This is a genomic window from Nostoc sp. TCL26-01, assembly GCF_013393945.1.
In the GTDB taxonomy this organism is placed as follows: Bacteria; Cyanobacteriota; Cyanobacteriia; order Cyanobacteriales; family Nostocaceae; genus Trichormus.
Map to the genome: position 1 here is coordinate 2,792,118 of NZ_CP040297.1, position 23,614 is coordinate 2,815,731.

Consider the following 23,614-nt stretch of genomic DNA (forward strand, 5'->3'; position numbering starts at 1 on the left):
GCCTGCAAAATAAGCGATCGCTTGATCTAAACTAATAGAACTTACGCACCGAAGATAAAAACCCTTACTAGGGTGGTCAATAGTCCATAGTCAATGGTCAAAATTAAGTTTTTTTGGACTATTGACTATTGACCATTGACAAAAAGTGCGGGAAATCGGTGACACTGCGTAAGTCCTGACTAATTAAACCAGCAGTGTTTGTAGTAGAGGTCTATCGTCGGATATTTTACCTGTCCGCAACCATTCTGCTAGTTCTTCTGGTGCTTTGGCTTGACTGAGACGTTCTCTGAGTTCGCCACCTTCCAGGATTTCTCGCTGCAATAATGCCTGGGCTGTTTCTTCTAACAAGTCACGGTTATTTTGTAGAATACTCAAGGCGATATGATGAGCATTATCGACAATCTGCTTGACTTCGCGGTCAATTTCCTCAGCTACTTTGGGACTAATGGAACGACGGGGATTTCCGTAACCTTCGAGGAATTGTTGTTGAATTTTCTCAAATGCCACTGGCCCTAGTTGGTCACTCATCCCGTAGAGTGTGACATAGCGTTCAGCTAAGTCTGTAGCTTTTTGGATATCGTCACTTGCACCTGTAGAAACTTTGCCAAAGACGACTTCTTCTGCCGAACGTCCACCTAACAAAGTAGCAATACGTCCGCGAATTTCGTCTTCAATCATCAAGAAGCGGTCTTCTTCGGGCATTTGAATTGTATAACCCAAAGCCCCTACACCACGAGGCACAACAGAAATTTTCTCGACTCTACCCGCACCAGGCATCAATGCACCGATGATGGCATGACCAACTTCGTGATAGGCTACAGTGTTCTTCTCGGTTTCATTTAAGACACGGGAGCGTTTTTCTAACCCAGCAACCAGACGTTCAATTGCTTCGTTGAAATCTGCCATTGTTACGGCTTGACGATTTTGTCTAGCTGCTAACAGTGCCGCTTCATTCACTAAGTTAGCTAAATCTGCACCAGCGAAACCAGGGGTTTTGATGGCAATGTTACCTAAATCGACATCATCGGCTAATTTAACGTTCCGAGCATGAACTTTGAGAATAGCATCTCGACCAATTTTATCAGGGCGATCAACCACAACTTGACGGTCAAAGCGACCAGGACGACGTAATGCTGGGTCGAGGACTTCGGGACGGTTAGTAGCGGCGATAATGATCACACCTGTGTTGGCATCAAAGCCATCCATCTCAGTCAGTAACTGGTTGAGGGTTTGTTCCCGTTCATCGTTCCCCCCGACAAAACCACCTGCACCACCGCGCGACTTGCCTAGTGCGTCCAATTCATCGATGAAGACGATACAAGGGGCTTGTTTTTTGGCTTGTTCAAATAAGTCACGGACACGCGCCGCACCTACACCCACGAACAGTTCGATAAATTCGGAACCAGAGATACTAAAGAATGGTACACCAGCTTCGCCAGCGATCGCTTTTGCCAATAATGTTTTCCCAGTCCCCGGAGGCCCCACTAGCAGCACGCCTTTAGGAATTTTCGCTCCTAAATTCGTATATTTGGTGGCATTTTTTAAGAAATCCACAATTTCTTCTAATTCTGCCTTAGCTTCATCTACCCCAGCCACATCGGGGAATTTCACCCCAGTGCTACCTTCCGAATAAATCCGGGCTTTGCTTTTGCCAACTGTCAACGCCGCCGGGCCACCACCTTGACGATTCATTAAAAAACCCCAAATCCCAAAGAAAATTAACGGTGGAACTACCCAACTAAGTATCGTCCCAATCCAACCATTTTGATTTGGTGGTGGTGCAGCAAACTCCACATGATTGTCGCGGAGAATTTTTGGTAGGTCTAAATCAATAGCTACCGGAGTAGTGATAAATACTTTATTTGATGGTATGCCATCTTGACCTTTGATCGAATATTCTATGCGATCGCCACCCACAATTGCCCGATCCACTTTACCTGCTTGCACTTGAGCAATAAAGTCACTATAGGGAACCTGTGGTAATCGAGTGCCAAAAAAGCTGGGTACGATAAAATTTAGTAATAACAGCAAGGTTAGGAGAATTAAGAAACTCCCGCCAAACTGCCGTAACCTTGGTGGTTTAATCGAGTTTTTATTATCAGTTTCAACAGGCATTTTGATTTAACCTCTGGTTGGTCATTGGTCAATAGTTAATCGTCATTAGTCATTAGTCATTAGTCATTAGTCAGTACTCTCCGACTTCCGACTTCCGACTTCTGACTTCCGACTTCTACTCAGCACTCCCCACTTTTATAAAGTTTTGTGTACTCCTTGGTCTATTGTAGAGATGATGGGGGGAAGCTCAAATTAGGGGATGCCTCACTGAAGAATGTGTATAGCCGTACTTTTATGGAAAATCAGTTTAGTTTGATTGTTAAATTGCTTGTAATGTCGGCTGTAATATCAATATTACTTAAGTATGTAGCGCCTAGTTTACCGATTCCAGCAACAGCAATCAATGCTTTGATTTTAGTTTTGTTGCCGACTGTAGTGATGGCGATCGCTCTATTGTGGAGATGGCAAATCCAAAAACAAAATTAACTAAAATCATCTAGGCGGAAGTTGGGAAAATCGGCTAACCTACAGGAACCGCGCAGAAATTGCGTCACGTCATCACTTGGGGGGCTACTTGTGAACCTTGGTCAATGGATCGGCTTAATCGCTTTAATACTTTCTTTATACATATTGTGGCAAATTAAGGAAGTACTTTTATTGATGTTTGCCGCAGTTGTTTTAGCTACTACCCTCAATCGACTAGCAAGGCGCTTTCAACGTTCAGGTATGAGGCGGGGATTTGCAGTCATACTGTCTGTTGGTATCTTTTTTGCTGTCGTCATCGGTTTTTTCTGGTTGATTGTACCGCCCTTTGCCCAGCAGTTTCATGAGCTTACCTATCGAGTTCCCCAAGGATTTGAACGCTTTAATAATTGGCTGGACGCATTGAGAACCAGGATTCCCAATCAGTTAGTGTCTTACATACCCGATCTCAACAGCCTGATCCAACAAGCACAACCATTTATCAATCGCGCCTTGGGTAGTTCTTTTGCCTTTGTCTCTGGTTCCTTGGAAGTAGTACTAAAAGTATTACTGGTGTTAGTGTTAACGGGAATGTTGTTAGTAGATCCCATCGCTTATCGGAAAGTTTTTGTCCGGTTATTTCCCTCTTTTTATCGCCGTCGGGTAGAAGGAATCTTAGATAAGTGTGAAACTTCCTTGGAAGGATGGGTGACAGGTGCGGTGATTGCGATGGGTGTTGTGGGGTTAATGAGTGTCGTTGGCTTATCTGTGTTGGGTGTGAAGGCGGCGCTAGCGTTAGGAGTTTTGGCAGGATTTTTAAACCTAATTCCCAATCTTGGCCCAACTATGAGTGTTTTACCAGCAATGGCGATCGCTCTTTTGGATAACCCCTGGAAAGTGATCGCGGTCTTGATTCTCTACTTTATTATCCAACAAACAGAAAGCAATTTCATCACTCCTGTCGTCATGGCTCATCAAGTTTCCTTGCTACCAGCCGTGACATTAATTGCTCAACTATTCTTTGTCACTTTCTTTGGATTTTTAGGATTATTTTTAGCACTACCTCTAACAGTTGTCGCTAAAATTTGGGTACAGGAAATATTAATCAAAGATGTTCTAGATCAATGGGACGATAATCAGACGAAAGAGACTGAGTTAGTTATTGTTTCTCATTTCTCTGGAGATGATGATCCTTGGGCAGATGATCACCCAGCCCATCAGGTTGATGATGCTGTTTCACCAGAAGATTAGCTAATGCTATATAGAAGATTTGGACGCACAGAATTACAAATGCCGGTGTTTTCTTGCGGCGGTATGAGATACCAATTTAAATGGCAAGATGTCAGTTATGAGGATGTTCCTACTGACAATCAAGCAAATTTAGAAACCACTATCTACAGAGCAGTTGAGCTTGGTATTAATCATATTGAAACTGCCCGTGGCTACGGTAGCTCAGAAATGCAGTTAGGAAAAATACTTCCTAAATTTCCTCGTGAACAATTGATTGTCCAGACAAAAGTTTCGCCTGTCGCGGATGCTCAAGAATTTCGCCAAACTTTTGAACAATCATTGAGATATCTGCAACTGGATTATGTCGATTTATTAGGGCTACATGGGATTAATAACGCTGAATTATTAGAATATAGCATCCGTCCTGGAGGCTGTTTGGACGTAGTCAGAAAGTTACAAGCCGAGGGAAAAGTTAGATTTGTCGGCTTTTCTACTCATGGTTCAACAGATACGATTGTGCAGACAATTAAGACCAATCAATTTGATTATGTCAACCTGCATTGGTATTACATTAATCAATGGAATTGGCCAGCAATTGCAGCTGCTACCCGGCATGATATGGGGGTATTTATTATTAGCCCATCAGATAAAGGTGGTAAGTTATATAATCCCCCAGCAAAATTAGTAGACTTATGCCAACCTTTAAGCCCGATGGTATTCAATGATTTATTTTGCCTAAGTCATTCTCAAGTACATACCTTAAGCTTAGGTGCAGCAAAACCTCAAGATTTTGATGAACACCTAAAAACATTAGATTTAATAGACAAAGCATCTGAGATTTTACCGCCAATTTTAGCGAAGTTGGAAGCAGAAGCGATCGCCACCTTGGGAGAAGATTGGGTAAAAACCTGGGAAACTAACTTACCCACCTGGGAATCCACCCCTGGGCAAATCAATATCCGATTTATTTTATGGCTGTTAAATCTAGCCACAGCTTACGATTTAGTAGACTATGCCAAAATGCGCTACAACTTGCTGGGTAATGGTAGTCACTGGTTCCCAGGTAACAAAGCCGATAAACTAGACGAACTAGATTTGCGACAATGCCTAGCACGCAGCCCCCACGCCGCTAAAATCCCCCAACTTTTAGCCACAGCTCATCAATTATTGGCAGGTGAAGAAGTGAAGCGATTGTCAACAACGTAGGGGTGGCTTATATCTTACACTAGGCGACTGGAAGTCGCACGCCACTTGCTACAATGGGGGAAACCGCACTGTCTCCCCAAAGCAATGGCTTGGCTACACAGGCAAAACTCGCACTTCAATGAGCTTCAGTGGCCACTTTTAATTTTATCTAATAGATATCGACCGAATTTAGTTCTGCGTTGCCTTAAATCCTTTTAGAGACGTTGCAGTCCAACGTCTCTACATTCATTTTCACCAGATGTGTAATCTATTGCCACATTTTAGCTGTGTCGCTCCACTAGCCTCTCACTTGACAAATTGAGGCATAATTTCGGCAGCTGTAAATACGCCGTAAATACCGCGTTGGTGCAATTGTCTGCCTGCTTTGAGATAACCAAAAGCCGGGCCGCAGACATTAGCTGCCATACTGGTTTCATCTCCTAAAGTGAAGGTGTGGGTAGAAATTTTACCTTCAAATGTCCGTCCTGTAACCTTGACATTAGTGCTGAGGGGCTTTTTGGGGTTACGGGTATCAACTACACCACCAACCGTCACGCGATCGCGTTCTACTATCCCTGCTAACTCTAGCATCACATCATCGGCGTGTTCCATATTCTCTAAGGTCAGCACACCATGAGTTTTATCGAGTAGTGCTGCTACTTCTGCGTCAGTCATGGCCCTAGCTGCTTCTACTGTGTAACCAGGCATATGACCTATATCTTCCCGCACAGTAGCACGGTAAGCTTCCCAGTTAGCAATTCCCACACCAAAAGTAATCTCTACTTTGTGAATTTCGGCGTAGCTTTGGGCGGCTAAGGCGGCGGCGGCGGTTAATAGTCCTGGTGTTGCACCACATCCTGTCATGTAAGTGATCCCAGCTGCTTGTAGTTCGTCTTTCATCGCCATTAGCTGTTCTACTGCACTGGTACGTTTAATGGCATCCACCAATACCCCACGCCAACCAGATTGGATAAACTGCCTAGCAACGGTAGGGATAAAATCATTAGGTAGGTTGGGTAAAGCTAAAAAGTACCCATCCACAGGTTGAGCGCTGTCGATTAAATCTTGAATACTATTATTTGTCAGTGTACCGACTGGTTCTAAATAACCTATGGAGCCTTGAGACTGATAGGTAGCAATGGATTCTTGAAAGTTCAAACCTCTAGCAGCGTAAGCATAACCTTTTTGATCAGCTACTGCTACTAAACTCATTTCCCGTTTACCAGCAAGTACTTTAGCGGCGGCTTGTCCGAGTCCACCGAAGCCCAACACTCCCACACGTATCGCTGACACAATATTTGCTGTACTCATAGTCAATTATTGAAGTTAAATCACAAGCCTGGAGTTTCAACCATCTTGGCTGATGGCGATCGCTCAAAGCTATAAAGGTTAATTATGCTGCATTATCCTGGATTCTTGCTAAAGCCGATCAGTTTTTTCACGAGAAATTCTAGCTGAGTGATTTGAGTTTGAGCAAATTTTCACGCTACATGGCATCAAGAATCTAAGAGGACGTTGGAAAAGTCTGTTTCTTTGTCATGTTGAATGCAGCGTAGCGGAATGAAACATCTCGGTATGTGCCACGCCACTAGATTCTTCCTGACGCTCCGCTCCAATCAGAATGACATTTTTATACCTACTGAAACTTTTCCAACACCCTCTAAGGGACTGCGACCACCACGATTCAGCACATTGGATAATTACATATAGTATCCATCTAGATTTTATAACTATGAGCCAATTTCTGACCTGCTATATGGTCTAGGGCGATCGCTACTTAAATATCAATCGTCAGGAAAGTCTGATTTCCAGATGTGAACGGCTCGTTGTGCTAAATATTTTTGTCTTGTAGCCACTGTATTTGGAGTCCATTCTTCAGCTAATATATTTTTTGTTAGTGTATACACACTTTGTTGATAAGTATCTCGCTTAATTGCATAAATCTCATTACCTACTTGACGATTCAAGGAAGGTTCTAAAGGTGTGAGATTCCCAAGACGATATACCATTTCTTCTATCTGATTATCAGTAAAATTTTGCCACCAGTTACTGCTTGGTGATTCAGGCAAAATTGGGTTAGCGGTACTCGTAAGTATAGCTTTTTTACAAATTTTTATGACAAGATGTTTCATGCGAGCGAACTTTAGCAAAATATTTAGTAAGCTGCCAGAGCTACTGACATTTGCTCTAGCCGAACTTTAACCCATCCTGTTTTGCGAGGCTTTTGTGTCCGAAAAAACAACCCCAATTGCCATCCATGCAGTTGAAGCACCTATCCGAACTAAACCTTCAAACTATCCTGAACCGTTCGCGTCGCGGATGATAGGTAGAGAGAAGCGCCCGCTTGGCGATTTATTTGGACTCACAAACTTTGGTGTGAATTTGACGCGCTTGGCTCCCAATGCAGTTTCGTCCTTGCGTCATGCTCACACCAAGCAAGATGAGTTTGTCTACATTTTGCAGGGATATCCCACCCTCCGGACTGACGAAGGTTGCACACAACTCTCTCCAGGTATGTGTGCAGGTTTTAAGTCTGGTACTGGAAACGGACACCATCTAATCAACGAAACGTCAGCAGACGTTCTGTATCTGGAAATTGGTGACAGAACGCCGGGAGATGAGGGAAGCTATCCTGATGATGATCTCCAAGCCTTTCTGAAGGATGGCAAGTGGAAGTTTGCTCACAAAGACGGCACACCTTATACTATCTCGTAGAGAAGGAGTTTCAAAATTCCAAATTCAAAAATAACTAGCGACTTGAGTTATTAGTTTTGATAATCGGCAAAGATTGTCCTTGAGATGGTGGCGCTGAAAAATTACAAATAGATTGAAAAGGGCAGAAGCGACAGTGATATCCAGGATTAGGTGGAAAGATTTCATTAAATCCTCTAGCCTCTTCTTGATATTGTTGTACATCTGCTTGATGCTTTTTCGCAATATTAATTAACTCAGATTTTAAGGATTCTAACTCTCGATTTTTCAGACTAATTAATTCAGATTTTTGACAGAGTTCTAAATTATAAAATGAGGCAACTGCTTTTCTGTCTGGATAGAGATAATGTGCTGCCAATAAATAAACTAATGCTTGTCTTCTATCAAAAGCGGATTTGCCGGTTTTAAAATCTAAAATATGCAACGTGTGTTGATCATCAGCATCGATAAAAATACAGTCCATCGCTGCATATAAACGGAAGCGATCATTCTCTCTTTCAATTAAAATCGGTTTGGGAAAGCCTTCATCACCACGAGTTAATTGCAAGATTCTTTTCCCTAAAAGTAAGGGAGCATCATAATATTTTTGTAAAATTCGTAGCACTCTCTGTTGCACCTGTACCGAGGAGTTACTTAGTTTCAATAATTGAGCAACTTGTTCTACTCCATCGGTTCGGGTTAACAAATGTCGATTATGATGAAACTCATAAACGCCTTTTTGGGCGAGTATACCAATTCGCTGAGGTGCGGTAGCCTGTGTTAACAGTGCTTTGACTTGTGGTTCATGTTGACGCGCTTTGATAAACCCCCGTCTCATCTGGCAATGCCAACGTTCTTGCCCTATTCCTGGGGCAACTAAAGACCAGAGGTGATAACTAACAAAAAGTCGATCGGGGGTTGACATTGCTCAACAGCAGTGAGAAAAAATACGGTGGAGGATGCTTGCAGCTACGCACGCTTTGCGGGAAGCTTCCTATAGTATTCAAATAGATGGGAGAAAGTGGCAAACATGAGCGCTAGTAGCAATTCTGGCAAGATAAAGTTTGGTACTGATGGATGGAGAGGCATTATAGCCGATGATTTCACTTTCCCCAATGTGCGGAAAGTGACAAGAGCGATCGCTGGTTATCTAGAAACGGCCTACACCAAAGATAGACCAGTTCTGATTGCCTACGATACAAGGTTTTTAGCTGACCAGTTTGCCCAAACAGCGGCTCAAGTCTTGGCAGACTTGGGCTGGAATGTGAAAATTACTGATCGGGATTGCCCCACACCAGTAATTGCTTACAATGCCCGTCACCTAAATTCGGCTGGGGCATTGATGTTTACGGCTAGCCATAATCCAGCACCTTATTGTGGAATTAAATATATCCCTGATTATGCTGGCCCTGCCACTCCAGAAATCACTGATACTATTGTGGCAAACATAGAAAGTGCATCAGATGAATTGCCTAGTGGCAAACCATCAGGTTCCATCTCCACTTTCGATCCCAAACCAGACTATCTGCAATTTATCTACACATTACTTGATGTAGAAAAAATCAAAAGCGCCCAACTCAAAGTCAAGTATGATGCTTTATATTCTACATCCCGTGGCTATTTAGATGAAGTCTTGCAACAAAGTGGTGTGCAATTAGAAAGTTTCCACACTTGGCGAGATGTGCTATTCGGCGGCGGGATGCCTGAACCCAAGGGAGAACAGTTGGTGGAACTGGTGGAAGCAGTGCGCCAAGATCATGCAGATTTGGGTTTAGCGACGGATGGAGATAGCGATCGCTTTGGTATTGTAGATGAGTTAGGCAACGTCCTCACCCCCAATACGGTGCTGTTGGTACTGGCACGTCATTTAATCAAAAACAAGGGCAAAAGCGGCGCGATAGTCCGCACTGTCGCCACAACTCATTTACTAGATAATTTTGCCGCTAAATACGGCTTGCCAATTTATGAAACAGCCGTGGGTTTTAAATACATTGGGGAAAAAATGCGGGAAACTGCCGTGCTGATTGGCGGTGAAGAATCAGGTGGTTTAAGTATCATCGGGCATATTCCGGAAAAAGACGGGGTTTTAGCTGATATGCTGATAGCAGAAGCGATCGCCTATGAAGGTAAACCCCTGAGTCAATTAGTCAAGGAAGCGATCGCCGAAGCTGATGGCCCCTTGTATAACAATCGTCTGGATTTACACCTGACAGAAGCCCATAAACTCGCTGTCATCGACTCCTTTACCAAAAATCCTCCTAGCGAGGTAGCTGGGATTAAAGTCAAAGAAGTCGGACGTAAGGATGGCATCAAGCTGTATTTAGAAGAAGGTAGCTGGGTATTGTTGCGCCCATCTGGTACAGAACCTCTGGTGCGCGTTTATCTAGAAACCAACTCACCCGAAAAACTTACCCAACTGGCGCAAGAATTAGAAAGTGCGATCGCTAAGTTAGGATAAGAATCTCCACCACCGATAAATGCAGATTGATCGAACAGAATTCAGCCTGCTGAATTCTTCTTAATTTGTGTTTATCGGTGTGTATTTGGATTTGTTTTTTATGAAAACTTTTGCTAATTTATTTATCTCTTTAGTTGTGGCTATTTGGATTATGGCGATCGCCATTATTTCTGTACAGAATGCTACACCAGTATCGTTGAAGTTCTTAACATTTCAATCCATACAAATTCCAGTAGGTTTAGTATTAGCTTTTAGCACTGGTATGGGATTAATTGCTATGGCTATCTTACAACCTTTGTGGGGTGTAGCTGGTTCTCTGAATGGTAATTCTCGCTTAGAAGAAGACGCAGAATTTTTTGTTGATGATGAAGATTAGAGACGTTGCACCCCTACCAAATCAGTTAACAGTTATCAGTTATCAGTTACCAGTTAAAACATTCACTGTTCACTGTTCACTGTTTACACCCTTACACCCCTAATGAATTTACCTACGTCCAATCAGGCTAGCGACAACTGTCGCTAATTCGGCTGGTTCGATGGGTTTAGGCAGATGCAGACGGTAACCTTCTTGGATAGCCCGCATTCTATCTTCAGCCCTAGCATAGGCTGTTAAGGCGGCGGCAGGAATATTTCCCCCTTGTTCTGGTGGAAGCGATCGCACTTTCTGAATCAGGGAGTAACCATCTTCTTGTGGCATCCCAATATCACTGACTAACACATCCGGTTGCCATTCAGCAATTACCTGCAAAGCTTCCTGTACGGAGGCAACTGCTTGCACTTGAGCTTGACATTGTTCTAATACTGTGGTAACAAAATCACGAGAATCTGCTTCGTCGTCTACTACCAGTACTTTTATACCTAACAACGAAGTACACAGAGGTAGAGGGGTGAGGCTGTCTGTTGTTTGGTTAACTGGCTCGGCGGTAACTACTTTATGCAGACACAAGAGGGGTAACTTGACGGTGAAAGTGGCCCCTTGTTGTTCCCCAGCACTATCGACATGAACAGTTCCACCATGTAGTTCTACTAAGTGACGCACAATGGCTAAACCTAAACCTAAACCCCCGTGGGATCTGGTGCTAGAACTATCGGCTTGACGAAAGCGATCAAATACGTAGGGCAGAAAGCTAGAACTAATACCAATCCCTGTATCAATTACTTGAATTTGGGCATAGTTATTAGCTGTGGGTGCATATTTACTCCCCTCGATAATTTTGACGAGATTGACTTTTACTTTCCCACCTGGAGGTGTAAATTTCACTGCGTTAGAAAGTAAGTTCCACATAATTTGTTGTATGCGTTCTGAATCACCAGAAACCATAAACTCGGAATTATTTTTATCTATATTTTCTAAGGAAAATTGCAAATCAATTTCTTTGGCTTGCGCTGCCAGATGAATAGTTTCCATCGCTGCTTCAATGATGGGAACTAAATTACAAGTACGGACATTGAGTCGTAAATTGCCTCTAATCATCCGCGAAATATCTAGTAAGTCTTCAATTAGCTGAGTTTGGTTTTTAGCATTGCGCTCAATAGTCTCTAATCCTTTATTTGTCTGAGTTTCATTTAATTTACGGGAGCGTAGTAGCTGCGCCCAACCCAGAATGGCATTGAGAGGCGATCGCAATTCATGAGATAGGATAGCTAAAAACTCATCTTTCATGCGATTGGCTTGGGTCAATTGCTCTGTTTGCTGTTGTAAAGAAGTAATTAAAGCAGCTCGTTCCATAGCGATGGCAATTTGGTCACAAACTGCCTGCATCATGCTTTTTTGATTGTCTGTAAAACTAGTCCGCGTGCGACTGCCAAAAGAGAGTGTTCCTAACAACCGTCCTTGAGCAATTAAAGGATAGCTATAATAGGCTGTAATGCCTACAGAGCGAACTATTTCTGTAGTGGGATCGGTTGATTGCTGGACATTTTCTACAGCGATAGGATAGCGATATTGAGCTACAGTCCCACAGACTGCTTGTCCAAAGGCTAACCACTTAATTTTTTGTGCTAATTTATCATCAATACCTTTATAAGAAGCTAAACGCAACATCTGCGAATTTTCTTCTACTAGGTAATTAAAATAAGCATCCAATCCAATCTGCTCTGCCAGTTTGTGAAAACAGTTATCTAGCAGTGCTATTGGTTGCTGGCTAGATAGTAAGTCATTGGCTATGCTAAACAGTAATTGTAGCCTTTGATAACCTATTGACAGAGCTTTTTCTGCTTGTTTGATGTTACTGATATCCTGAAATACCAAAATACAAGTAGCAGCGTAACCGTGCATAGCAGGTAAAGTATCAGCAAAAATTAGTAAAGAGCGCACACCACCGCAGGTATGCCAGTCTACCTCTAATCCATCCAGACGTTCTCCACGGGCAACTCGTACCCCTGGCATTTGTTCATTGGGAATGGGATTACCTTCTGGATCTGTGAAGTGGTAAGCAGTGTGATATGCTTCGGCTGGTATGCCTTTGGGGAATTCTCCTCCGGCTAATTCATCAGCCGCACGATTGGCAAAAGTGACTCGCGCTGTCCCTGGTTCAATAAATAGCAGTGGTCTTGGCATCAGATTTAACACATCTTCTAGCCATTTTTGCTGATTTCGCAGTACTTCTTCCGCTTGCTTGCGCTCAGTAATATTCAAAAATGCGCCGATACATCCTCTCGTCTTACCTTCTTCATCAAATAATGGAGCAACATACTCTAATAGTTTAATCACCTGGCCATTTTCATGGACAACGTCGAGTTCATAATTCAAAACTTCTACACCGTGGGTAGCAGCATACTGCATTGGTAGTTCTTCTGATGATAGTTCTCGCCCTTCACGGTAAACTTTAAAGCTTGTAGGTTTTTCTTCAGGAGCAGCACTTAAAGAAGCATTATCATCAATAGAAATGCCCAATTGCCTAGCAAAAGCAGGATTAACTTTGATAGTTGTACACGCTGGATCTTCGGCAATGCCAATACCAACGGGAATAACTTCTAGTAAAGTTTGTAACTCATCAACCCGACGCTGTAAATCTTTGTTGAGTTGGAGGATTTTATCTTGTGCTTGTTTTTGCTCTGTCATGTTGCGGGTGACGGTGGCGTAGGCGATTGGCTCACCAGTAGACTTGTCAGCGATCGCAAACACGTGATAATCGACAGGTATAGCTTGTCCAGTTTGGAAATGACGAAAGCGGAATTCTCCTTGCCAGCGCCCTTGAGTGATGAGAATTGGTAAAATATGCTCTTGAAAATAAGCCTGGTCTTCTGGCATCACATATTCTGCGACTACTTTCTGTTTAACTTGTTCTAAACTGGTTAACCCTACTAATTTTTGCCCTGCTTGGTTAATGTAGAGAGATTGTCCTTCCAGGCTAGCAAAGCCAATAAAGTCGTGGCTATTTTCAATAATCGCAACTAATTTTTGTTGCTCTGTTTGTGCTTGTTTGCGTTCGCTTAAGTCCAGGATAAATGCTACTGACTCTTCTCGATTCTCCCCTAATAATACATAACCGACTAAAACCGGAACTCGGCTACCATCTTTATGAATATATTCTTTTTCGTAAGGTGTACAAGCTCCTTTAATATCTGCCTGAGCTTCAGCAATGCTTCGTTCATCTAAATAAAGATACTCTGGTGGTGTGATATTTTGCCAACTCAATCTACCTGCTAGTAAATCTTCCTGGGAGTAACCAATCATCGCTAAAAATGCGTCATTTGCTTGTTGGATACCGCCGTAAATATCACCAAACAAAATGCCAATGACGTTAGCATCAACGAAACTTTTCAACTTCTGTTCATAAGCTCTGAGTGAGGCTTGAGCGCGATCGCGTTGCTGGCTGAGGAGTTCGATCACCACGGCATTTTGCCAGATGATAATAGCAAAGATCACAATCAATAGTACGGCAAATACTGACACTGCAAAGGCTGTCCCATATTTGCCGATTCTTTGACCTTGCAAGATTAACCATCCCAACAAAAAAGGTACAATGATCGCTGCCAATAACAAGCGACGTGCATTCATACTTCCATAGCTGTTGCCAGTCAGTATTTTCATTAAACCCTGTTCTGCCCGCCCAAATAAAATACCTATACATAGCAGTATAAATAATAGTGCCGTTTGTAAGGTCATAGATGTAACATTAGGGCTATTTGTGTAAAAAAATTTTACTTTATAGGCATAGCCCACAACCACTTGTAAGGCGATAACACTAGCAACCAGGGTCAGGATCTGCGCATACCAGTAGCTGCGATGATTTTGGGGATAAATCAGGAGTAACAGCGCGATGCTGATGAGGAAGAAATTAACGGCTGTGTTTATTCTCATTATGGATGAGCATAAGCTCAACTGGCTGCAAAACAGTTGATTCATGCCGTTGTGCCAAGCAAATAAATATAAACCCAGCGTGAGTCCAGCCATAACTGTTACGGCGATCGCACAAACACCAGATATTAATTGATCATCAATAAACCTTAACTTTTTTTTAAAATCTTGAGCTAAGTTTAATCTGGGTTCTGGCGTTTGCTTCCTGACTAATAACCATAAGGTAATTCCACACAGCACAAAACCCAATGCTGCACTCAATTTCACTGGTGGATAATCGCCAAATAACCCTCTTTTAAGAATTTCAATATTTAGCCACCAACCAACTAATACCAAGCTGCCAAAAAAGACAGCGATCGCACTTACCAACCTTGCTACCAGTAAACTGTGCATACTTTGCAATCGCAGGCAGGTGATTTTTATCACTGAATCTATAACCGCGTTAAGTCTATTTTACTTTGTTTAAGATTTTTTGCGGTTGCCATAATTTCATATCCTAAGATTAAAATTAAATCACAGAAATTTTTATCTATCTATGTGCATATTTTTTGTGGCCAAATGCAGACAGCAGAAAAAAATCGCCGTCAAGCTTTGATCGCTGGACATTCGAGCTAGCGGCTATGTCTGATACTACTCTAGCGTCTAGCCCTGGTCATTTTTGATCCTTAATCCTTTATTAAGAGGCACAAAATTAAGAGTTAATGGCAGTAATATGACTGCAATCAATCACTGAGAACACTTGTTGTATTTTATGCAGTTTAATTAAAAACTAATTTTAATTACTCAGCAGATATAGGTTGGGTTAAGCACATCGCAACCCAACATCGATACTGAAAGCTTAACCGATATTTTGGTGTTGGGTTTCCCAAAGCCTCAACCCAACCTACCGATATTACGCGAGTTTTTTGTTAAGTATTCAACAAATGTTAACAATGCAACAAGTAAGTTAAACTCTTGTCAAGTAATTTGATAGAAAAAAGTGTCAAAAACCTCGAAAAACAAGGATAATCTCTACAAGGCATAAACAATAGAAGTTATTCACGCCGGACAAAATTTGTTGACAATAGACGGTTCCATATTCAGGTGATAGCTAACTCTTGAAAGCTGAAACTCAATAAACCTGAATAAGTTCTGATGGGGAGTAAATATTTAAGTGAATTGAATCAAATTTAGAGATCCATTGATGTTCTGTTGGTGTCAACAAAGCAGAGGATATCTTTCATCATCTGGGGTAGCAGCAAGAGTCACACCCCGCAATTTAACAGAAATTTCACAACAGATGACGCAGCATTTTATGACTAATAGCAGTGCAAATACAGCAGCCATACATTTAAGTCAAAAGTTACCTTCTCCATTGAAACGCCTAGCAGATTTAGCTTACAACTACTGGTGGAGTTGGAGTGGCGATCGCCTGGCGTTATTCCAAGCCATTGATCCCCAAGAATGGGAACGGTGCGGACATAACCCAGTCTCCATTCTCGAATCTGCAAGTTACGAACGTCTCACCCAATTGGCAGAAGATCCATTCTATCTCAAGCAAGTTTCTGCCTTAGCGCAGGAGTTTGACGAGTACATGAACCAAAAAGACACTTGGGTGAGTCGAGTCGCACCACAAGTTACCAAAGACAATCCCATCGCTTATTTTTGTGCAGAATTTGGTATCCATGAATCCCTACCAGTTTACTCTGGTGGTTTGGGAATTCTCGCTGGGGATCACCTGAAATCATCCTCAGATTTAGGTGTACCGATGGTAGCGATTGGCTTACTGTATCGCCAAGGTTACTTTCGCCAACGCTTAAGTCGTCAGGGTTGGCAAGAAGATTATTACATAGATAATATCTTTGACCGGATGCCCATTGAGTTGATGAAAAATCCTCAAGGGGAACCCCTAACAATTCAATTAGAGATTCGCCACAGACAGGTAAAAGTGCAAATCTGGCGAGTGCAAGTAGGACGAGTCAGCTTATATCTACTAGATAGCGATCGCCATGACAATGATCCCATAGATCGTTGGCTGACTGGACACTTGTACGGCGGTAACTCAGAAACTCGCATCGCTCAAGAAGTCGTCTTAGGAATTGGTGGTGTCCGCGCCTTAACAGCCTTGGGAATCAAACCCTCAGTCTACCACCTCAACGAAGGACACGCGGCTTTCTGTACTCTAGAAGTTGCTCGTCAAGAAATCGAACGCACTGGCAAATCCTTCTACGATATCGAAGCCACCGTCCGTAATAGTTGTGTATTCACCACCCATACACCCGTTCCCGCCGGTCATGATGTCTTCTCACCCGACTTAATCGACTCCTACTTCGCGCAATACTGGCCACAATTGAGTCTATCCCGCGAACAATTTTTAGCATTAGGCGCACGTCGATTAGGCGATCCCTGGGAACCCTTCGGGATGACTGTCTTAGCCTTGCGGATGTCCCGTGCTTGTAACGGTGTGAGTGAACTCCACGGTCAAGTTTCTCGCAAAATGTGGACAGTCCTGTATCCTCATCGTTCAGAAGACAAAGTACCCATTGGTTATATCACTAATGGCGTTCATGCACCGACTTGGACAGCACCATTGTTAGCCGACTTGTACAATCAATACCTGGGTGCAGACTGGAGAACTCACGCTGTTGATCCCCAAATGTGGGCAAAAGTTGACAATATTCCTGACGAGGAATTGTGGTCACGTCATCTGATCCTCAAAGAAAGATTAGTAGCTTACACTCGATATAAAGTCAGGAAAGCGCGGGAACAACGAGGTGAAGACTATCAACTCATCCAAGCCAGCGATAGTTTACTTGATCCCAAAATCTTGACAATTGGTTTTGCTAGACGCTTTAGTCCCTACAAACGCGGGGATTTGATTCTCCGTGACGCACAACGGGCGCTGAAAATTTTCAGCAACGCCCAACGTCCAGTACAAATTGTCTTTGCTGGGAAAGCGCACCCAGCCGATGAAGAAGGTAAGCGGATTATCCAACGCCTGATGGAATGGTGTCATAATTCCGGTATTATCAACCGAGTTGCCTTTATTGAAGACTATGACATTTACACCGGACAAAAACTAGTCCAAGGCGTAGATGTATGGCTGAACAATCCCCGTCGTCCCCTAGAAGCTTCCGGAACAAGTGGACAAAAAGTCTGCTTCAACGGCGGGATCAATTGCAGCGTCCTGGACGGCTGGTGGTGCGAAGGCTATCAAGCTGGTGCAGACGGTAAGGGGATCAACGGTTGGGCAATTGGGGAAGATGCTCATACAAGCGATCAAGAATTACAAGACCGCATTGACTCCCAATCTCTTTATCATCTACTAGAAGAGGAAATCGTTCCTCTATACTACGATCAAGATGCCCAAGGTATCCCCCATCGTTGGGTGCAGATGATGAAAGCATCGATCAAAACTAATGCACCCCTATTCAATACAGACAGAATGATTGCCGATTACGTTACCCAGGTGTACGTTCCCGAAATTTCCACTGTCGTACAACCAATTTTGGCTAAAGTTCTGCTCTAAGTAATTACAAGTTTCCTGGTTCGGTCAAGGGGTAGGTCATCTACCCCTTTTTTATTCATGAGCTAGTTTCCAAAACCAATCACTACGACGATGAGAAATATAGCAAGGGACTGGGGACTGGGGACTGGGTGAAAAGTCTTTTGGTGTCTAAGTTTTATTATCTCTTGATGTCCTAACCAGCTTGGCTGTTGCTATATCTTTAAGGCTGATATCATCATCAGCAACCAAAGTGGCTTGGGTAGAGCGATGATTGGCGTTACTACTCAAACCCCAGCCTATGTCCCATAAATCAGGATAAAATTATTGGCAGGTAGATCCACTGTTTCTTTCAATGCCAGTCCATAGTTATTAGCAGCTTTGCTAATGTCTGCAATATCTTTGAGTCCCCATTCTGGGACTCCGTAGGAGCGAAGCGTCCGGTCAAATTCCTCATTTGATGGGGTTGTAAACGTACCATTGACTTTGAATGGACCGTAAATATATAAAGACCCACCCTCACTTAAATGGCTTGCAGCTATGTTGGCAATGCCATCAGCAATAGCAACGGGTGCGACCTGAAAGATATTGATGACGAAAGCGGCATCAAATTTTTTGCCCTCTAAAGCAGACCATGTTTCTGGTGCAGTCAGATCCAGCTTGATGGGCGACTGAACGTTTTTAGCACCTGTTTGTTGGGTTGATTGTCTAATCGTTTCCAAGACTTCCTCGTTTAGATCAGAGGGCTGAAAATTCAGATTCGGAAAATGGGGCGCAAAGTAATGAATGTGAAAACCGCTACCTGAAGCAAACTCCAGAACCTGACCTTTGCCCTGAGGAAATTTATCCTTAAAGACATTCAGAATTGGATTACAGTTACGTTTACCTGCCCAAGCAACATAAGGGCTTAATGGATGTGGATCAAGGGTTGGCTTTTCATCAAGTGAAGGAATTTCTTCAGTATTAGATAATTCTAGTTGAGACATCGTTATTTCTGTATTGTATTAATTTGCATTCAGTTCCAAGGCGGCCGTTTATCGAGAGGTAGTCAAATAAAACGGAGAACCAATATCAGCACTAGCTTCTTTCGTGACAATGCCGTCAAAAAGCTTTACCGATAGCGTTCCATTGATTTGCTTGGTAAATGGAATCAATAAACCATCAATGTAATTTTGGGCATTCTTAAGCGAATCAAATTCATAGAATCCGCCAACAGTATTGGTATTGATTCCGCTTAACCAAGTCTTAGAGATTAATCCTGCAAACTTTTTCATTTCCGCATTGATTGGCACCCAATCAATTTCGGTGAATGGCACTGAAACTTGATACTCAGCATAGATAAACACCTGACTCATAATCTTGATCCTGCAATTTTACAACGTCCGTAGAATCTTGAAATAAATCGTTTGTAGCGATAAAATCCGCTTTGTCGGTGGAGACATTAACAAAGGAATTGTTTCACTTTTTTAGCTTGAAGGAACTTTTTTTCGATATTATATTTGACATTATCTCACAGCAAACGTGGTGTTAGCTTTTCATTTTTGAGATAGGGATTAATTTTGTCATGACTAATCTGCTCTAAATGATCTGTCTTTCTTTGTGACAGTGTAATTAATCTGACTACTTAATAGCGATCGCAGCTAAAATTCTTTGTCAAAGAAACAGTAGAGACGTTGCATTGCAACGTCTCTACATAATTTATATGTATGATGATTAACATGAAATGGTATTAACTAGGGAAACTTTTTATCCCGTACTTCTTGTGCATAATCTTGAACAGCTTGAGTAATCGTCTGTCGCAAATTTGTATAGACTTTGGCAAAGGGTGGCTGTTTTTCTAATAACCCAAGTACATCAGATGTTACTAAAACTTGTCCATCACAATGAATTCCAGCACCGATACCAATTGTAGGAATACTAATTTTTTGTGTAATCTGCATTGCCAAATCTGCGGGTATATGCTCCAGTAGCAAGGCAAAAGCACCTGCTTGTTCGAGAGCGATCGCTTCTTGTAAAATCCGGGTACTGGCTGCTTGTGTCTTACCCTGTTGTCGTAATCCCAGTTGATGTACTGATTGGGGTGTCAAACCTACATGACCCATAACTGGTATTCCTGCTTTGACTAACCGAGCCACAGTTTCTACCATTTCTGGATAACCACCCTCTAATTTTACCCCTTGCGCTCCCGTCTCCTTCAACACCCTACCCGCCGAATGTATTGCCTGTTGGATACTTTCTTGATAACTCAAAAACGGTAAATCAACCAGCAAAAAAGCTCGTTTCACCCCGCGACGCACAGCTTTAGCATGGTAGATGATCTCATCTAAAGTGATGGGCAATGTAGTTTCATGGCCCCAAACCACAGCCATCGAGTCACCCACCAGGATTAAGTCTACACCAGCCGCATCGAGAATTTGGGCGATCGCATAATCCCATGCAGTCAACGCCACAATCGAACGTCCCTGCTGTTTCCATTGAATTAACTGCTGTGTAGTAACTGACATTTTAAATTAGGGGATAGGGGATAGGGAAGAGTGATTAGTCAATAGTCATTGGTCAATAGTCATTGGTCATTGGTCAATAGTCAATGGTCATTAGTCAACAGATTATCTTCTTGTCTCTCACTCCCTCACTCCCTCACTCCTTGACTCAGCACGGGCTGAACGCCCCGCTTCCGCTAACAGCACTCATGACTCAGCACTTATTTAACAGCACGACTAAAAGCCAAATGAGGTTTTGCACTGTCCATTTTGGGCATTAACCAAGCTAGACCTTCACTAGTACCAATCCATAGTTTACTAGCTACATCTGGTACAAGAGCCAAAACTCGGCTAGAAGGAAGTCCGGCGACTTCATCTAAAACAGCACCTGTGTTTGGATTTAATCGTAACAAACCATTGTTCGTACCGACCCAAACACTACCATCTTGAGCAAAACGCACTGCGGTGACGTTTTTACCTCGTAAACGAGCTACAGAGCGCAAAACCACACCAGTTTTGGGATTAATTACCAATAGATTATTCGGCATTCCTGCCCAAATCAACCCATCTGGACTAATAGCCAAGGCTTGAACAGTTGTACCGGGTAAATCATTAATCCGCTTCATAATTAAAGCATTAGCGGTATTGACTCGCACAACTCCATCTAGAGTTCCTACCCACAACTGACCTTCAGCATCTAAAGTCAAAGTGTTAGCACTTACCCCTGGTAAATTTTTGACTGTTGTCATAATCAAGCCTTGGTCGGGACTCACCAAAGCCAAGCCGTTATCAGTTCCCGTCCACAGGTAACCCCGCTTGTCTATTAACAGTGACAACACCCGTTTAGAAGGTAAAAATAAATTTTGAGCTGTAATTTCATTAGTCCGGGGTTCGACACGCATCAGTCCTTCATAACTCCCCACCCACAAACGCCCAACTTTATCTTGAGCTAACGCACCAATAGCCACATTAGGCAAACTAACACGAGCTAAAATCTTACCTGTTTTTGGGTCAATCCGCGATAACCCCCGCCAAGAACCCACCCAGAGATTACCAGCAAAATCTCCCAGCAAGTTACTCACACGGTAATCAGTTTCTACTGTACGTTCTTCTATGTCCCGTTGGTCTGGCAAGGGGGCTACTCGCGGTGGTGGTGCAGATGCTGGATAGGCGGGTGTTAATTCCGATGGTTTGACATTGAGAGGGTTACTATTTTTTGTTGGGGTAGTTGCTGGTATAGCGATCGCCACATCCACTACATTTGGCAACCCTACCAATCCCATCAATGAAGCGCTAATTAATAAATTACGACACCTACGTAAGTATATCACGGTCTTCTTTCCTCTAGAAACACTTTACCTTGAGGGTTGAAAGTGTATATAGTCTCAAAAACTTTATCCACTCCAGCCCCTTATAATTCAATACGGTTCAGTTAGTAGAACCCAATTCTTTTAGATCCCCCTAAATCCACGCCACTTGCTTCAAGTCGGCAGAGCCGCCCAACGCAGTGGCTCCCCTTAAAAAGGGGGACTTTGAATTTAATTCCCCCCTTTTTAAGGGGGGCTAGGGGGGATCAGAAGCTTAACTGAACCGTATTGCCTTATAATTAGCCATCGCCGCAATGGGCTTTGACTTAGTTTGAGTATTCCCTTAATTTCAGTAGTTCGCACTTTGGCAAAAACTTTGTGATCTGCAATTTTTTAGCTGATCAACTTAAATCAGTTATCAGTTATCAGTGAAGAGTCCTTACCTTTATCTTGTGGTTTCCCCTACTCCCTGACACGCAGTTTGATTATTTTCTTTTTTGGCTTATTTGGTTTACCGTTCCTGGGGCTACAGTTTTGACTAAACCAGTCATTGCTAAAATCACACTGGCCATTCCTCCCATCAATAAGGAAGTTAAAATTGCGGCGGCGAGGATGATTTCTGTCGGACTGTAACCGTCGCGCATCCAAGCAGAGGGATTTTCCATTGCTGGGGGAGATGGGGGAATTAATTGTGAGGTTTGGGTAGATGGTTGGGAGTTGGGAGAAGTTTTTAGATGATTATTCATGGCGCAAACCTTGTGAAATTTACTGTTTTAATCTTGAAAAACATAATCTGCGTAGGTTGGGTTGACGCAAGGAAACCCAACATCAACAAGGCTTTTGTTGGGTTGCGCGATCGCTCCACCTAACCTACTATGTAAATCGTATGTCTCCCCTCAAAGCCGGAGATCAATGGATATGTATAAATTTGATAGAAAAAAGTAGAATAAAGTAGAAAAGTTTCAGTTCGTCTATGCAATGGATGATTTTCTAACCGAAGAAGCTACCAAACATGGGTTGAATGAAGACGAAAAAAAAGCTTTTTTAGCGCGTTTGCGAACTGATGATGAGGACGTGAAAGTTGCCGATGAAATTAATATGGGCATTGCGTCTTTCAAAAATTACATGGCATCACTCTATCAATTGACAGGAAAGTATAGTGAAGCCGAACCTCTGTTTCAGCAAGCTTTGGAAATCAGCAAACACCAGTTAGGAGAAGAACATCCCGATGTTGCCAATAGCCTGAATTGTCTGGCATTACTCTATCGATCGACAGGAAAGTACAGTGAAGCTGAACCCCTGTTTCAGCAAGCTTTGAAAATCAGGAAACACCACTTAGGCGCAGAACATCCATCTGTTGTCGCTAACCTGAATAATCTGGCATTACTTTACTGTGAGACAGGAAGGTACAGTGAAGCTGAACCCCTGTTTCAGCAAGCTTTGGAAATTAAAAAACGCCTGTTAGGCGCAGAACATCCCAATATCGCCACTAGCCTGCATAATCTAGCAGACCTCTACTACGCGACAAGAAGGTACAGTGAAGCTGAACTCTTTTATCAGCAAGCTTTAGAACTAATGAAACGCCTGTTAGGCGCAAAACATTGTCATGTCGCCTGTAGCTTGAACAATCTAGGAGAACTCTACCGTGCGACAGGAAGGTACAGTGAAGCCGAACTTCTGTTTCAGGAAGCTCTAGAAATCAGGAAACACCAGTTAGGAGCAGAACATCCCGATGTCGCCAATAGCCTGAATAATCTGGCAGAACTCTACCGTGCGACAGGAAGATACGGTGAAGCCAAACTTCTGTATCAGCAAGCTTTAGCAATTTGTGAGCGTAGTTTGGGTGTAGCTCATCCCCATACAATAAGAGTCCGGGAGAATATGCACAATTTTTAAGAGAAGCATATCGTTAGCAAGTCTCTTGATTCTCAAAAAATAAAGTCATCGCTCTGCAATCAC

General features: G+C 42.8%; 18 protein-coding genes. 8 read left to right on the top strand and 10 right to left on the bottom strand.

Translation table 11 applies throughout. From position 1 onward, the window contains the following. Window positions 1-183: 183 nt before the first annotated feature. A complete protein-coding gene (gene ftsH / locus FD725_RS11945; RefSeq protein WP_179048353.1) occupies window positions 184-2,115 on the bottom strand; it encodes an ATP-dependent zinc metalloprotease FtsH in 1,932 nt (643 codons plus the stop codon). Window positions 2,116-2,349: 234 nt separating this feature from the next. Between ftsH and FD725_RS11950 the strand changes: the two genes are divergently transcribed. From FD725_RS11950 to FD725_RS11960, 3 genes are all read left to right on the top strand, one after another. Continuing rightward, on the top strand, window positions 2,350-2,541 hold the full coding sequence (locus FD725_RS11950; RefSeq protein ID WP_179048354.1) for a hypothetical protein: 192 nt from the start codon (window positions 2,350-2,352) through the stop codon (window positions 2,539-2,541). Window positions 2,542-2,631: 90 nt separating this feature from the next. Beyond that, window positions 2,632-3,768 carry an AI-2E family transporter gene (locus tag FD725_RS11955; RefSeq protein ID WP_179048355.1) on the top strand — a complete coding sequence of 379 codons (1,137 nt, stop codon included), beginning with the start codon at window positions 2,632-2,634 and terminating at the stop codon, window positions 3,766-3,768. A 3-nt stretch (window positions 3,769-3,771) separates the two neighbouring features. Beyond that, on the top strand, window positions 3,772-4,953 hold the full coding sequence (locus tag FD725_RS11960; protein WP_179048356.1) for an aldo/keto reductase: 1,182 nt from the start codon (window positions 3,772-3,774) through the stop codon (window positions 4,951-4,953). Window positions 4,954-5,238: 285 nt separating this feature from the next. On the opposite strand, the gene FD725_RS11965 is transcribed toward FD725_RS11960, so the two are convergent. Then, window positions 5,239-6,243: a saccharopine dehydrogenase-like oxidoreductase gene (locus FD725_RS11965; protein ID WP_179048357.1), complete on the bottom strand. Its 1,005-nt coding sequence runs from the start codon at window positions 6,241-6,243 to the stop codon at window positions 5,239-5,241. A gap of 473 nt (window positions 6,244-6,716) precedes the next feature. Beyond that, window positions 6,717-7,001 (bottom strand): HNH endonuclease family protein, encoded by a 285-nt coding sequence (locus tag FD725_RS11970; RefSeq protein ID WP_256871893.1) that lies wholly within the window; start codon window positions 6,999-7,001, stop codon window positions 6,717-6,719. 157 nt (window positions 7,002-7,158) lie between these two features. Here FD725_RS11970 and FD725_RS11975 point away from each other — a divergent pair, with 157 nt between their 5' ends. Then, window positions 7,159-7,647, top strand: a complete 489-nt coding sequence (locus FD725_RS11975; RefSeq protein WP_179048358.1) for a cupin domain-containing protein — start codon at window positions 7,159-7,161, stop codon at window positions 7,645-7,647. Window positions 7,648-7,681: 34 nt separating this feature from the next. Here the strand turns inward: FD725_RS11975 and FD725_RS11980 are convergent, their stop codons facing one another. Beyond that, the gene (locus FD725_RS11980; RefSeq protein WP_179048359.1) at window positions 7,682-8,548 is read right to left on the bottom strand and encodes a PD-(D/E)XK nuclease family protein; all 867 of its coding nucleotides are present in this window, start codon (window positions 8,546-8,548) and stop codon (window positions 7,682-7,684) included. A 105-nt stretch (window positions 8,549-8,653) separates the two neighbouring features. On the opposite strand from FD725_RS11980, the gene FD725_RS11985 reads away from it, so the two are divergent. Together FD725_RS11985 and FD725_RS11990 are read left to right on the top strand one after the other, a co-directional pair. Next, a complete protein-coding gene (locus FD725_RS11985; protein WP_179048360.1) occupies window positions 8,654-10,081 on the top strand; it encodes a phosphoglucomutase/phosphomannomutase family protein in 1,428 nt (475 codons plus the stop codon). A 100-nt stretch (window positions 10,082-10,181) separates the two neighbouring features. Then, complete coding sequence (locus FD725_RS11990) at window positions 10,182-10,457, top strand: LapA family protein (RefSeq protein WP_179048361.1); 276 nt, start codon at window positions 10,182-10,184, stop codon at window positions 10,455-10,457. 108 nt (window positions 10,458-10,565) lie between these two features. On the opposite strand, the gene FD725_RS11995 is transcribed toward FD725_RS11990, so the two are convergent. After that, window positions 10,566-14,777 carry a PAS domain S-box protein gene (locus tag FD725_RS11995; protein WP_179048362.1) on the bottom strand — a complete coding sequence of 1,404 codons (4,212 nt, stop codon included), beginning with the start codon at window positions 14,775-14,777 and terminating at the stop codon, window positions 10,566-10,568. A gap of 901 nt (window positions 14,778-15,678) precedes the next feature. Here FD725_RS11995 and glgP point away from each other — a divergent pair. Further along, the gene (gene glgP / locus FD725_RS12000) at window positions 15,679-17,892 is read left to right on the top strand and encodes an alpha-glucan family phosphorylase (RefSeq protein WP_179048363.1); all 2,214 of its coding nucleotides are present in this window, start codon (window positions 15,679-15,681) and stop codon (window positions 17,890-17,892) included. Between the two features lie 275 nt (window positions 17,893-18,167). On the opposite strand, the gene FD725_RS12005 is transcribed toward glgP, so the two are convergent. The 5 genes from FD725_RS12005 to FD725_RS12025 all read right to left on the bottom strand — a co-directional run bounded on the left by FD725_RS12005 (window position 18,168) and on the right by FD725_RS12025 (window position 22,401). Next, the gene (locus FD725_RS12005) at window positions 18,168-18,854 is read right to left on the bottom strand and encodes a DUF938 domain-containing protein (RefSeq protein WP_179048364.1); all 687 of its coding nucleotides are present in this window, start codon (window positions 18,852-18,854) and stop codon (window positions 18,168-18,170) included. 48 nt (window positions 18,855-18,902) lie between these two features. Then, complete coding sequence (locus FD725_RS12010) at window positions 18,903-19,223, bottom strand: YdhR family protein (RefSeq protein ID WP_179048365.1); 321 nt, start codon at window positions 19,221-19,223, stop codon at window positions 18,903-18,905. A gap of 378 nt (window positions 19,224-19,601) precedes the next feature. Further along, window positions 19,602-20,372: a 3-methyl-2-oxobutanoate hydroxymethyltransferase gene (gene panB / locus FD725_RS12015; protein WP_179048366.1), complete on the bottom strand. Its 771-nt coding sequence runs from the start codon at window positions 20,370-20,372 to the stop codon at window positions 19,602-19,604. Window positions 20,373-20,569: 197 nt separating this feature from the next. Beyond that, complete coding sequence (locus FD725_RS12020) at window positions 20,570-21,631, bottom strand: two-component regulator propeller domain-containing protein (protein WP_372726733.1); 1,062 nt, start codon at window positions 21,629-21,631, stop codon at window positions 20,570-20,572. 509 nt (window positions 21,632-22,140) lie between these two features. Then, entirely contained in the window at window positions 22,141-22,401 is a 261-nt protein-coding gene (locus FD725_RS12025; protein ID WP_179048368.1) for a hypothetical protein, read from the bottom strand. Window positions 22,402-22,633: 232 nt separating this feature from the next. Here FD725_RS12025 and FD725_RS12030 point away from each other — a divergent pair, with 232 nt between their 5' ends. Then, window positions 22,634-23,551, top strand: a complete 918-nt coding sequence (locus FD725_RS12030; protein ID WP_179048369.1) for a tetratricopeptide repeat protein — start codon at window positions 22,634-22,636, stop codon at window positions 23,549-23,551. Window positions 23,552-23,614 lie beyond the last annotated feature (63 nt).

Excerpts from the sequence above, each read along its gene's own strand:
- ftsH (WP_179048353.1), bottom strand. The coding sequence starts at position 2,115 with ATGCCTGTTGAAACTGATAATAAAAACTCGATTAAACCACCAAGGTTA.
- FD725_RS11950 (WP_179048354.1), top strand. The coding sequence starts at position 2,350 with ATGGAAAATCAGTTTAGTTTGATTGTTAAATTGCTTGTAATGTCGGCT.
- FD725_RS11960 (WP_179048356.1), top strand. The coding sequence starts at position 3,772 with ATGCTATATAGAAGATTTGGACGCACAGAATTACAAATGCCGGTGTTT.
- FD725_RS11965 (WP_179048357.1), bottom strand. The coding sequence starts at position 6,243 with ATGAGTACAGCAAATATTGTGTCAGCGATACGTGTGGGAGTGTTGGGC.
- FD725_RS11980 (WP_179048359.1), bottom strand. The coding sequence starts at position 8,548 with ATGTCAACCCCCGATCGACTTTTTGTTAGTTATCACCTCTGGTCTTTA.
- FD725_RS11985 (WP_179048360.1), top strand. The coding sequence starts at position 8,654 with ATGAGCGCTAGTAGCAATTCTGGCAAGATAAAGTTTGGTACTGATGGA.
- FD725_RS11990 (WP_179048361.1), top strand. The coding sequence starts at position 10,182 with ATGAAAACTTTTGCTAATTTATTTATCTCTTTAGTTGTGGCTATTTGG.
- FD725_RS11995 (WP_179048362.1), bottom strand. The coding sequence starts at position 14,777 with ATGCACAGTTTACTGGTAGCAAGGTTGGTAAGTGCGATCGCTGTCTTT.
- glgP (WP_179048363.1), top strand. The coding sequence starts at position 15,679 with ATGACTAATAGCAGTGCAAATACAGCAGCCATACATTTAAGTCAAAAG.
- FD725_RS12005 (WP_179048364.1), bottom strand. The coding sequence starts at position 18,854 with ATGTCTCAACTAGAATTATCTAATACTGAAGAAATTCCTTCACTTGAT.
- FD725_RS12010 (WP_179048365.1), bottom strand. The coding sequence starts at position 19,223 with ATGAGTCAGGTGTTTATCTATGCTGAGTATCAAGTTTCAGTGCCATTC.
- panB (WP_179048366.1), bottom strand. The coding sequence starts at position 20,372 with ATGTCAGTTACTACACAGCAGTTAATTCAATGGAAACAGCAGGGACGT.
- FD725_RS12020 (WP_372726733.1), bottom strand. The coding sequence starts at position 21,631 with ATGGGATTGGTAGGGTTGCCAAATGTAGTGGATGTGGCGATCGCTATA.
- FD725_RS12025 (WP_179048368.1), bottom strand. The coding sequence starts at position 22,401 with ATGAATAATCATCTAAAAACTTCTCCCAACTCCCAACCATCTACCCAA.
- FD725_RS12030 (WP_179048369.1), top strand. The coding sequence starts at position 22,634 with ATGGATGATTTTCTAACCGAAGAAGCTACCAAACATGGGTTGAATGAA.